The 11,791-nt window shown below is 76.4% G+C and carries 8 protein-coding genes; 7 read left to right on the top strand and 1 reads right to left on the bottom strand.

The genetic code is table 11. From position 1 onward, the window contains the following. The first annotated feature begins 161 nt into the window (after nt 1-161). The 6 genes from IEY75_RS10825 to IEY75_RS10800 all read left to right on the top strand — a co-directional run bounded on the left by IEY75_RS10825 (nt 162) and on the right by IEY75_RS10800 (nt 9,954). Nucleotides 162-1,346 carry a sensor histidine kinase gene (locus tag IEY75_RS10825; RefSeq protein WP_189114141.1) on the top strand — a complete coding sequence of 395 codons (1,185 nt, stop codon included), beginning with the start codon at nt 162-164 and terminating at the stop codon, nt 1,344-1,346. Between the two features lie 231 nt (nt 1,347-1,577). Further along, the gene (gene ppdK, locus IEY75_RS10820) at nt 1,578-4,295 is read left to right on the top strand and encodes a pyruvate, phosphate dikinase (RefSeq protein WP_229789527.1); all 2,718 of its coding nucleotides are present in this window, start codon (nt 1,578-1,580) and stop codon (nt 4,293-4,295) included. A gap of 150 nt (nt 4,296-4,445) precedes the next feature. After that, the gene (locus tag IEY75_RS10815) at nt 4,446-5,738 is read left to right on the top strand and encodes a deoxyguanosinetriphosphate triphosphohydrolase (protein WP_189114139.1); all 1,293 of its coding nucleotides are present in this window, start codon (nt 4,446-4,448) and stop codon (nt 5,736-5,738) included. A gap of 163 nt (nt 5,739-5,901) precedes the next feature. Beyond that, a complete protein-coding gene (locus tag IEY75_RS10810) occupies nt 5,902-7,566 on the top strand; it encodes a hypothetical protein (RefSeq protein ID WP_189114138.1) in 1,665 nt (554 codons plus the stop codon). A gap of 10 nt (nt 7,567-7,576) precedes the next feature. Then, nucleotides 7,577-9,433 (top strand): DNA primase, encoded by a 1,857-nt coding sequence (gene dnaG, locus IEY75_RS10805; RefSeq protein ID WP_189114137.1) that lies wholly within the window; start codon nt 7,577-7,579, stop codon nt 9,431-9,433. After that, on the top strand, nt 9,433-9,954 hold the full coding sequence (locus tag IEY75_RS10800; RefSeq protein WP_189114136.1) for a hypothetical protein: 522 nt from the start codon (nt 9,433-9,435) through the stop codon (nt 9,952-9,954). Before dnaG ends, IEY75_RS10800 begins: the two co-directional genes overlap by 1 nt. Nucleotides 9,955-9,996: 42 nt before the next feature. On the opposite strand, the gene IEY75_RS10795 is transcribed toward IEY75_RS10800, so the two are convergent. Then, nucleotides 9,997-10,854: a transporter substrate-binding domain-containing protein gene (locus IEY75_RS10795; RefSeq protein WP_189114135.1), complete on the bottom strand. Its 858-nt coding sequence runs from the start codon at nt 10,852-10,854 to the stop codon at nt 9,997-9,999. Nucleotides 10,855-11,152: 298 nt separating this feature from the next. On the opposite strand from IEY75_RS10795, the gene IEY75_RS10790 reads away from it, so the two are divergent. Next, nucleotides 11,153-11,785, top strand: coding sequence for an RNA polymerase sigma factor (locus IEY75_RS10790; RefSeq protein WP_189114134.1), 633 nt, complete (start codon nt 11,153-11,155; stop codon nt 11,783-11,785). Nucleotides 11,786-11,791: the final 6 nt, after the last annotated feature.

Genomic DNA, 11,791 nt, shown 5'->3' with positions numbered 1-11,791 from the left:
GCGGCCGGCGGCGGGGGTCGCGCCGGGGTGGTCAACACGGTACCCGCGGGCGCCGCGCACACCCGGTGGCGCAGGCCCGGTGACCTGCGGATGTGTGGTTGTGGGGCGGCTTGTCCGAGTACGGAACCGGTGTCCGGCGGCTCCCGTACACTCGGGCCGCGGTGAGCAGATCCTGGTTCCGATCGGCGGACGCCGGCCCCTGGGCGGCGGCCAGGCAGGCGGCCGTCCTGCTGGTGATGGGCGCCGTCCTCAACCTGGTGCTGGCGGTCTTCGACGAGTACCCCTACCTCGATCTGCTCTACGCCGGCACGAACCTGGCCCTGGCCGCGGTCGCCGCGTTCGTGCCGTGGCGCCGCTGGAACCCGCTCTGGCAGCTCCTGCTCCTGCCGCTGCAACTGCTCAACGTCGGCTACTCCACGGTGACCTTCGGCGGCTTCGAGACCGGCAACGCGCCGTACCTGGTCCTGGTGCACGTGTGGATCGCGCTGAACTTCCCGCGCTGGGTCACCCTGGCCACCGCGCCGCTCACCGCGGCCAGCTACCTGGCTGCCCTGCTGTACGTCGAGCCGGCGGCGCTGTCGGTTGCGCAGTGCCTGATCCTGCTGCTGGTCTGCGTCCTCGTCGGCCTCGCGGTGACGGCGCAGCTCGCCGCACAGCGGCGCGACCGCGACCGGATCGCCCAGGTCGAGCGCTGGCGCGCCGCGCTGACCGCGACGCTCGCCCACGACCTGCGCTCGCCGCTGGCGACGATGCAGACGGCGGTGGAGATGGTCCGGGAGGAGAGCGACGAGATGTCGGCGGCCGAGCGCGACCGGCTGCTCGGCAGCGTGCAGCGGCAGATCACCCGGATCAACCGGCTGTCGACGAGCCTGCTGGACATGGAGCGGATCGACACCGACGGGACGCTGCGGCTGGACCTGGCCCCGGTGCGGCTGGTCGACGCGGTCGCCGAGGCGGTCGAGGCGGTCGGCGGGGCGGGGGTGGCGGTCCAGGTGCCGCCGGAGCTGACGGTCGAGGTGGACCCCGAGCGGCTCCAGCAGATGCTGATCAACCTGGTCGGCAACGCGCTGCGGCACGGGCGGGCGCCGGTCGTGGTCCGCGCCGAGGACGCGGCGGGGTGGGTGTCGATCGAGGTCCGCGACCACGGGCCGGGGATCCCCCCGGAGGTGCGGCGGACGCTGTTCACCCGGTTCGGCGCCGACGGCGCGCACGGCGACACGGTCGGGCTCGGCCTGTGGATCGTCGACCAGCTCGCGCGGGCCCACGGCGGCCGGGTGCGGCACGAGCCGGCGCAGCCGGGCGCCCGGCTGATCCTGCTGCTGCGGGAACGCGTTCCCAGCCGCTGAGCCGTGCCATGATCAAGGTGACGTCTTGTGCGCGAAAACCCAGCCCAGCGCGCACGAAACTGCGGCAATCCCGACCTCAGTGTGCCGCGCGTCACCTGCACCTCCCGATGGGCGGCGCGGTCGCATAACGTCCCGCCCAACGGGTCACTACGTCCGGGTAGCCGGCTTCTTACCGCCGGCCACCTGTAGCGCCGGCGTGGTGCGCGACCCATGGGCTTTCAGGAGGCACACGTGACCGGTCAGCGGGCTGGGGAGTCAGCGGCGGGCAAGCTGGTGTTCGACTTCGCCGAGGGCAACAGGGACCTCAAGGACCTGCTCGGCGGCAAGGGGGCCAACCTCGCCGAGATGACCAACCTCGGGCTGCCGGTGCCGCCGGGCTTCACGATCACCACCGCGGCGTGCCAGGCGTACCTCGCCACCGGCGACCGGCCGGCCGGGCTCGACGCGCAGGTCTCCGCGCACCTGGCCGCCCTGGAGGAGGCGATGGGCCGCCGGCTCGGCGACCCGGCCGACCCGCTGCTGATCTCGGTCCGGTCGGGCGCGAAGTTCTCCATGCCCGGGATGATGGAGACGGTCCTCAACGTGGGCCTGCACGACGGCAGCGTCGCCGGGCTGGCCGCGCAGACCGGCGGCGAGGCGGGGGAGCGGTTCGCCTGGGACTCGTACCGCCGGCTGATCCAGATGTTCGGCAAGACCGTCTGCGACGTACCGGGCGACGCGTTCGCGCACGCCCTCGACGACGTCAAGCGCGGCAAGGGCGTCACCAGCGACCTCGACCTGTCGGCGGGAGACCTGCGGGCGCTGGTCGAGGCGTACAAGAAGATCTTCACGGAGCACGCCGGCCGGGACTTCCCGCAGGACCCGCGCGAGCAGCTCGACATGGCCGTCGAGGCGGTCTTCCGGTCCTGGAACTCGGAGCGGGCCGTGCTGTACCGCCGCCAGGAGCGCATCCCCGCCGACCTCGGCACGGCGGTCAACGTGCAGTCGATGGTGTTCGGCAACCTCGGCGCCGACTCGGGCACCGGGGTGGCCTTCACCCGCGACCCGGGCACCGGCGCCCGCGGCGCCTACGGCGACTACCTGGCCAACGCCCAGGGCGAGGATGTCGTGGCCGGCATCCGCAACACCCTGCACCTGGACGAGCTGGAGCAGCTCGACAAGGCCTCCTACGACCAGCTCATGGACATCATGTCCACGCTGGAGGGCCACTACCGCGACCTGTGCGACATCGAGTTCACCATCGAGCGCGGCCGGCTCTGGATGCTGCAGACCCGCGTCGGCAAGCGCACCGCGGCGGCGGCGTTCATCATCGCCAACCAGCTCGTGGACGAGGGCGTCATCGACCTGGACGAGGCGATCGGCCGGGTCACCGGCGCGCAGTTGGCGCACCTGATGTTCCCGGCGTTCGACCTGTCCGGGGCGCCCGCGCCGCTGGGCCGGGGCGTGGCGGCCTCGCCGGGCGCCGCGGTCGGCCGCGCGGTCTTCGACGCGCGGCGCGCGGTGGCGGCGGCCGGCGCCGGTGAGCAGGTGATCCTGGTCCGCCGGGAGACCAACCCGGACGACCTGCCGGGCATGATCGCGGCGCAGGGGATCCTCACCTCGCGCGGCGGCAAGACCAGCCACGCGGCGGTGGTCGCCCGCGGCATGGGCAAGACGTGCGTGTGCGGCGCGGACTCCCTCGACGTGGACGTCGCCGCGGGCACCTTCACCGTCGGCGGCGCGACCGTCCGCGAGGGGGACGTGATCTCGATCGACGGGACCACGGGCCGGGTCTACGCGGGCGAGGTGCCGGTGCGGCCGTCCGAGGTGGTGGAGTACTTCGAGGGTACGGCCGCCGCCGACTCCTCGGTGCTGGTCGCCGCGGTCGACCGGCTGCTGCGGCACGCCGACGCCGCCCGCCGCCTCGGTGTGCGGACCAACGCCGACACCGGCGAGGACGCCGCCCGGGCCCGCCGCTTCGGCGCCGCCGGCATCGGCCTGTGCCGCACCGAGCACATGTTCCTCGGCGACCGCCGCGAGCTGGTCGAGCGGCTGATCCTCGCCGGGACCGACGAGGCCCGGTCGGCGGCGCTGGCGGCGCTGCTGCCGCTGCAGCGGGCCGACTTCGTCGAGATCTTCGAGGCCATGGACGGCCTGCCGGTGACCGTCCGGCTGATCGACCCGCCGCTGCACGAGTTCCTGCCGGAGCTGACGGAGCTGTCGGTGAAGGTGGCCGTCGCCCGGGCCCGCGGCGAGGACGCCGGCCGCGACGCCGCGCTGCTGGCGGCGGTCCAGCGGATGCACGAGCAGAACCCGATGCTCGGGCTGCGCGGGGTCCGGCTGGGGCTGATGATCCCCGGGCTGTTCGCCATGCAGGTGCGGGCGATCGCCGAGGCCGCGGTGGCCTGCGCCGCCCGCGGCCTGGACCCGCGCCCGGAGATCATGGTCCCGCTGGTCGGCGCGGTGCAGGAGCTGGAGTTCGTCCGAGCCGAGGCGGAGGAGGTCGTCGCCGCGGTGACCGCCGACCAGCCGGTGCCGGTCCTGATCGGCACGATGATCGAGGTACCGCGGGCGGCGCTCACGGCCGGCCAGATCGCCGAGGCGGCCCAGTTCTTCTCTTTCGGCACCAACGACCTGACCCAGATGGGCTGGGGGTTCTCCCGCGACGACGTCGAGGGCGCGTTCTTCTCCCGGTACCTGGAGCTGGGCATCTTCGGCGTCTCGCCCTTCGAGTCGATCGACGCCGACGGCGTGGGGCGGCTGGTCCGCATCGCCGTGGAGGAGGGGCGGGCGGCGCGCCCGGACCTCAAGCTCGGCGTGTGCGGCGAGCACGGCGGCGACCCGGACTCCGTCCACTTCTTCCACGCGGTCGGGCTGGACTACGTGTCCTGCTCCCCGTTCCGGGTGCCGATCGCGCGGCTGGAGGCCGGCCGCGCGGCGACCGCCGGTACCGCCTCCGACTCCCGCTGACCCGGCGCCGACCGGGCGGTCCGCGCGCGACGCGCGGCCGCCCGGCGGCGTGGTCGGTAGGGTTGGGGCGTGGGTGACGGGTGGGGCGTCGAGCACGGTCCGGGATCTTCCGGGCCGGGGTCTTCCGGTCCGGGGACTTCCGGGCCGAGGTTGCACAAGCCGGGGGCGCGCGGGTCGCAGCGGCACGGGCCGGGGGCGCAGCGGTGGGCGCCGGAGGCGCCCAAGGGCACCGGCAACGACCGGTCGCCGTTCGAGCGCGACCGGGCGCGGGTGCTGCACTGCGCGGCGTTCCGGCGGCTGGCCACCAAGACGCAGGTCCACACGGCCGGCACCGGCCCGGCCCACCCCGGGCCGGGCGGCGCGGGCGACTTCCTGCGCACGCGCCTGACCCACTCGCTGGAGGTCGCCCAGATCGCCCGCCACCTCGGCGAGAGCCTCGGCTGCGACCCCGACGTCGTGGATGTCGCCGGACTGGCCCACGACCTGGGGCACCCGCCGTTCGGGCACAACGGCGAGGACGCGCTGGCCCTGGTGGCCGAGGGCTGTGGCGGGTTCGAGGGCAACGCGCAGACGCTGCGGGTGCTCACCCGGCTGGAGGCCAAGGTCCTCTTTCCCGACCTGCGCTCCGCCGGCCTGAACCTGACCCGGGCGGCCCTGGACGCCGCGTGCAAGTACCCGTGGCCGCGCCGCGCGGGCGGCAGGAAGTTCGGCGTGTACGCCGACGACGCCGAGGTGTTCGCCTGGCTGCGCGCCGAGGCGCCCGCCGGGGAGCCGACCCGCCGGTGCCTGGAGGCCCAGGTCATGGACTGGGCCGACGACGTGGCGTACTCGGTGCACGACGTGGAGGACGGCGTGTTCGGCGGGCACGTCAGCCTCCGGCACCTGCTGGCCGACGCCGCCGAGCGGGCGGCGCTGTGCGCGGACGTGGCCGGCCGGTACTCGGGGGAGTCGGCGGCGGACCTCGGCGTCGTGCTGGTCGACCTGCTGGCCGAGCCGGTGCTGGCGCCGCTGGCCGGGTACGACGGCGGCCACCGGGCGCAGGTGGCGCTCAAGGGCGCCACGAGCACCCTGACCGGGAGCTTCGTGGCCGCGGCGGTGGCGGCGACGCGGGCGGCGTTCGGGGCGGGGCCGCTGCGGCGGTACGCGGCGGACCTGGTGGTGCCGGCGGAGACGCGGGCCCGGGTGGCGCTGCTCAAGGGCATGGCGCTGCGGTACGTCCTGCGGCGGCGCGGCGCCGAGCCGGGCTACCAGCGGCAGCGGGAGATCATCACCGAGCTGGTGCACGCGCTGACGGTGCGGGCGCCGGACGTCCTGGACCCGGTGTTCGCTCCGCTGTGGACCGCCGCGCCGGACGACGCGGCCCGGCTCCGGGTGATCGTGGACCAGGTCGCCTCCCTGACCGACCCCGCCGCCGTCGCCTGGCACCACGACCTCGCGAGCTGAGCCGCGGCCTGTCCCCGTGGCCGGCCAGGCCCGGCGTCGCCCGCCCCGCGCGGTCCGGCGGTGCCTGCGCGAACCGCCGATCGACCGACCCCGGACGGGTGCCGTCCGGCTTGGCGCGGTGTCGTACGTGGGGCAAAAATGAGGCGATTTGTGGGGGAGGGTCGTGGTCGAGGTACTGGCATGGTTCGCCGTGGACCGGACCGCGTCGGCGCGCGAGCCGCACTGGCGGCGGCGCGCCCGGGCCGCCTTCGCCCGCGGGGGGACCGGCGCCCGGACCGAGTTCGGCGGCCCGGGCTGGGGGATCGCGGTCCGCCACCGCCCCGCCCCGTGGCCCGGCTGCGCCGCGGGCGAGGGGCAGCTCGCGGTCTCGCTGGGCCTGCCCGTGGGGCTCGACGCCACCGGCGGGCCGCTGGCGCTGGCGCGGCGGCTCGCGGCGGGCGCGGACCCGGCCGCCGAGGTGGTACCGCCGTTCGCCGTGATCGCCCGCGACGTGGACGGCACGGTGCGGGTGGCGCAGGACTGGCTCGGCATGGCCCGCCTGTACACCGGTGCCCGCGACGGCGTGCTCGCCTTCGCCGACCGGTCCACGGTCCTGGCCGACCTCCTCGGCGGTACCCCGGTCGCGGACCCGTGGACGTGGGCGGGCGTGGCCGCCAGCGGGCACTTCGGCGGCGACGACGCGCCGGTGCGCGGGGTCCGCCTGCTGGCCCCGGGGACCCGGATCACGCTGCGACCCCCGCCGCCGGCCGCCGGGGCCGCCCCGTGGCGGGCCGCGTGGCGGGTGGGCCGGACCGTCGACGACCTGGTGCTGGCCGGCCTGGCCGGCCGCGGCGGCGACCCCGACCGGGCCGCCGCGGCGCTCCGGGCGGCCGCCGCCGCCTCGCGGGCCGCCGCCGACGCCCTGCGTGCCGCCGCCGACCCGCCCGCCGCCGCGCCGCCGGCACCACCCGGCGGGCCGGCGCCGGTCGGGGACCTGCGGGAGGCCACCACGCGGCTGCTGCACCGCCACGACCTGCACCTGCCCGGCGCCGACCTGCTCGACCCCGCCGCGCCGCCACCGCCGCCGGTCGCCGCGGGCGGCCCGCGGGCCCCGGTGTCGTGGTATCCCGCGGACCCCGACCGGTGCGCCGACCGCGCCGCCGTCGTCGGGGCGCTCGCCGCCCGGCACCTGGCCACGGTGGGCGACCTCGCGCCGCAGGCCGCCGCCGCCCGGCGCGAGCACTTCGCCGACCTGCTCCGGCACGCCGCCGAACTCGGCCTGGCCGGTACCGACGTGACCGACTACGTGTACCTCACCGAGCGGCTGCGCCGCGGCACCGCCGCCCCGGCCGCCGTCCACGTCGCCCTCAGCCCCGCCGCGGTGGTGGCGGCCTTCGCCGTGCCGGCGGGCCTGGCGCGGGGCCGGCTGCGCGCGGCCTTCGCCGACCCCGACCCGCCGTGCCGCCCGCGGGCCGCCGCCGTGGCCGCCGCCGCGCGGGCGCTGCTGGCCGAGGTCGGCGGCCGGGGACTCGCCGGGCTGCTGCGCCCCGGCGCGGTGGCGGCCCCACCCCGGGGCGGCCCGGTCGCGCGGCGGTACGTCCACCTGGCCCTCGCCGACGCGCTGCTGGCCGCCGGCCGCGGCTCCGCGCCCGGCCCCGACCGCGGCCCGGCGCACGGGACCCGGGACTGGGCCGCCCTGGACCGGGACCGCGCCGCCGCCGTCCCACCGGCCGGCCCCGCCCGCGCCGCCGGTGCGCGCCCCGACGGCGCCCCCGGCGGCGACCGGCCCCCGCCGGGGGCGCCGTCGGGGGCGCCGGGCAGGATGGACGGGCAGGACGGGCGGCGGTGAGGAGGCGCGGGTGGCGGGCCGGATCCGGGACGAGGACATCGCGCTGGTCCGCGAGCGGACCTCGATCGTCGACGTGATCTCCGAGCAGGTCACGCTCAAGAACGCGGGCGGCGGCAACCTCAAGGGCCTGTGCCCGTTCCACGACGAGAAGACCCCGTCGTTCACCGTCGCGCCCGCCCGCAACGTGTACTTCTGCCACGGCTGCGGCCAGGGCGGCGACGCCATCAAGTTCCTGATGGACACCGAGCACCTGGCCTTCGCCGAGGCCGTCGAGCGCCTGGCCGGCCGCGCCGGCATCCAGCTTCGGATCGTCGAGGGCGGCGCCGCGCCGATCCGGCAGGGGCAGGGCCAGCGCCAGCGGCTGGTGGCGGCGCACGCCGCCGCCGCCGAGTTCTACGCGGCACAGCTCGCCGCCCCGGGGGCCCGGCTGGCCCGGGAGTTCCTGGCCCGGCGCGGCTTCGGCCGGGAGGACGCCCAGCGGTACGGCTGCGGGTTCGCGCCCGACGCCTGGGACGCGCTCACCGGCCACCTGCGCGGCCGGGGCTTCACCGGCGCGGAGCTGGTCACCGCCGGGCTGGCCAAGGAGGCCCGCTCGGGATCCCTGATCGACCGCTTCCGGCGCCGGCTGCTGTGGCCGATCCGGGAACTCAGCGGCGACATCGTCGGCTTCGGCGCGCGCAAGCTGTTCGAGGACGACAACGGGCCGAAGTACCTGAACACCCCCGAGACGCCGCTGTACAAGAAGTCGACCGTGCTCTACGGCGTGGAGCACGCCAAGCGGGAGATCGCCAAGCGCGGCCAGGTCGTGGTCGTCGAGGGGTACACCGACGTGATGGCCTGCCACCTGGCCGGCGTGCCGACGGCGGTCGCCACCTGCGGCACCTCGTTCGGCGGCGAGCACATCACCGTCCTGCGCCGGCTGCTGATGGACACCGACGGCGTGGCCGGCGAGATCATCTACACCTTCGACGGCGACGCCGCCGGGCAGAAGGCCGCGCTGCGGGCGTTCGACTCCGACCAGCGGTTCGTCGGGCGGACCTTCATCGCCGTCGGCCCCGACGGGATGGACCCGTGCGAGCTGCGGCTGGCCCGCGGCGACCTCGCCGTGCGGGACCTGGTGGCCAGCCGCGAGCCGCTGGTGGACTTCGCGCTGCGCCACACGCTGGCCCGGTTCGACCTGGACACCGTCGACGGGCGGGTCGAGGCGATGCGCCGGGCCGCCCCGCTGGTGGCGGCGCTGAAGGACCAGGACAAGCGGCCCGAGTACGTCCGCAAGCTGGCCGGCGACCTGGGCATGGAGTTGGAGCCGGTGCAGCGCGCGGTCGCCGCGGCCGGGCGCCGGGGCGGCGTGCCGCAGCAGGCCGCCCGCCCCGCCGCGGAGGCGGACAGCCCCGACGCCCTCGTCGAGCGCGAGGCGCTCAAGATCGCCATCCAGGCGCCGGTGCTCGCCGGTCCGATGTTCGACGCGGTCGGCCCCGACAACTACCGGCACCCGCTGCTGCGGCCGGTCCGCGAGGCGGTCGCGGCGGCCGGCGGCGCCGCCGGTGCGGTCGCGGCGGCCGGCGGGGCGGTGTGGTGCGACGCGGTCCGGTCGCACTGCGCGGACCTCGGCGCCCAGGCCCTGGTCGCGGCCCTCGCCGTGGAGCCGCTGCGGGTGGACGGCGAGGTCGACCCGGCGTACGTGGCGGTGACGCTGGCCCAGTTGCAGTGGGGGGCGGTGGCGCGCCGCATCGGCGACCTCAAGTCCCGGGTCCAGCGGATCAACCCGGTGACCCACCGGGACGAGTACCTGACGCTGGCCGGGGAGCTGTTCTCCCTGGAGCAGCAGGCGCGCGCGCTGCGCGAACAGGCCGTCGGGGGGCTGTGATGATCTTCTTCCGCCGGCGGCTGCCGGCCGACCGCCGGCCGGCGCTGGCCCGCGACGAGCGGGTGGTCGCCTGGGCGGCGGCGGCCGACGCCGCCACCGTAGTGGTGACCAACCTCGGCCTGTACCTGCCCGGGGCGGCCGAGCGGCTGGACTGGCACCGGATCCTCAAGGCGACCTGGGACGAGCGGGCGCTGACCGTCACGGCGGCGCGGGAGGGTGCGGCCCGCGACGGGTACGCCGTCGTCGCCGACGACGTGCCGCGCCGCTACGCGTTGGCCGACCCCGGCGACGTGCCGCACCAGGTGCGGACCCGGGTCACCGGCTCGGTCGGCTACACCGTGCACGGGGCCGTGCCCGGCGGCGGCGCCCGGGTCGCGGGCCGCCGGGTCGCCGGCGCCGACGGCCTGGTCTGGACGGTCCGCTACGACCCGGGCACCCCGGCCGACGACCCGCAGGTCGTGGCGGCCACGGACGCCCTGGTCGCGGCGGCGCGCGCCAGCGCCACGCCCACCGACCTCTGAGGACGGCCCGGCCGGCCGGCGGCGCCGAGGGGTGGCCGGCGGTCAGCGGGGAGTCGGGGTGCTCGGGCTCGGGCCGGGGTCGCAGGGGCGCAGCGCGCCGGGGCGCTTGGCGGCGATGTCCACGCTGTCCTGGAGGTAGGTGCCGAACGCGGTCTGCCACTCGTTGGCCAGGAACAGCTCCAGCGCCTTGTTCACCTCCGCGCACAGCTTCGGGCGGTTGTTCGGCAGGCCCACGCCGTACTGCTCGATCCCGCCGATCGGGATCGGCTTGGGCGGCAGCATCCCGTGGCCGCGCGCGAACGCGGCCAGGATCGAGGCGTCGGTCGAGACGAACATCTTCTTGTCCCGCGAGGTCAGGAACTTGTTCATGCACGCCGACAGCGACTGCTCCAGGCGCGGGCGCCAGCCGAGTTGCAGCAGCCGGTCGGCGGCCGTCGTGCCGTTCGGCGTACAGATCTGGCTGGGCGGGATCTGGAGCAGGTCGGTGGCGTCGGTCCAGTGGAAGAAGCTCTGCGCGTCGACGAAGTACGGCCCCGCGAAGTCGACGTCCTTCTCCCGCTCGGTGGTCATCGAGAAGTTGGAGACAACGAGCTGCACCTCCCCGGCAACCAGCTTGTTCATCCGGTCCGGGATGGAGACCTCGACGTACTGCGGGGTGAAGTGGAAGTAGCTGGCCAGCGCCTCCACGACGGCGATGTCGAAGCCGAACCGCCGGCCGTTGATCACGCGGTTCCAGCCGGGGTACTCGTCGCCGCTCACCCCGACCCGGACGGTACCGGACAGGAACTGCCGCGGGTCCGCCTCGGTGTCGGCGGGCGCGCTCTTCGCGGCGCAGCCGGTCAGCAGGGCGCCGGTCAGTAGGCCGGCCAGAATCGGGATGCGTCGGGCGAAGCGTGACAAGGTCGTCCCCCTCATGGCGGCCGGTGGCGAGCGGCGTGCCAGCCCATTCAACGCCGGACCGCCAAACGGGTGACGCGGGCGCCGCGGCGCCGGGCGGGAGCCGGGTGACGGCCGGCGCCCCGCGCGCGGCGCCGGGGTGACACGCCCCCGGAACCCGCGGGAGGCGGCGGCGCCCGCGGCACCCTGTGGCGGTGGTATCAGGCGCCGGCCTGATCTCTCCTGGGATCAGCAGCGACGGCATGAAACGCGCGTAGCGGGCATACCCTGACAAGTAGGGTTGCCCTTTGAGGGAGGGACCATGGCATCGACGACCTCGCCCCGGCCTGCGACACCCGGCCGCGGCGACCGGGCCGCCGCCGAGGCGCCCCCGGCCTGGGAGCTGGCGGCGCGCGACTTCAGCGACTGGCGGGCCGGCGACCCCGCGGGCCTGCGCCGCCTCGTCGAGGCGCTCACCCCCGTCCTGTGGCACACCGCGCGGGCGTACGGGCTCAACCGGGAGGCCGCCGACGACGTCGTCCAGGCGACCTGGCTGGCCCTGGTCCGCGGCGCCGACTCCCTGCGCGACCCCCAGGCCGTGTGGCGCTGGGCCACCGTCACCGCCCGCCGGGAGGCGTGGCGCGCCGCCCGCCGCGACCGCCGCGAGGCCACCACCGACGACCAGCACCTCGACGCCGCGGCGCCCCCCTCGGCCGGGCCGGAGAACGCCGTCCTCGCCGACGCCAGCGCCGCCGCCCTGTGGCGGCACGTGGCCGGGCTCACCGCCCGCTGCCGGCGGCTGCTGCGGGTCATCGCCTTCGACGACCGGCCCGACTACGCCAGCATCTCCGCCGAACTCGGGATGCCCGTGGGCAGCATCGGCCCGACCCGCGGCCGCTGCCTGGAGAAGCTGCGCCACCTGCTCGCCGACGATCCCCAGTGGAGGGTGTCGTGACGGGCG

The organism is Pilimelia terevasa (genome assembly GCF_014647915.1).
GTDB classification, from domain to species: Bacteria; Actinomycetota; Actinomycetes; order Mycobacteriales; family Micromonosporaceae; genus Pilimelia; species Pilimelia terevasa.
Note: the sequence above shows the minus strand (reverse complement) of the source record. Positions and strands in the feature narration are given on the sequence as shown.

Coding starts and splice junctions, on each gene's coding strand:
- IEY75_RS10790 (WP_189114134.1), top strand. CDS start 11,153: ATGGCATCGACGACCTCGCCCCGGCCTGCGACACCCGGCCGCGGCGAC.
- IEY75_RS10800 (WP_189114136.1), top strand. CDS start 9,433: ATGATCTTCTTCCGCCGGCGGCTGCCGGCCGACCGCCGGCCGGCGCTG.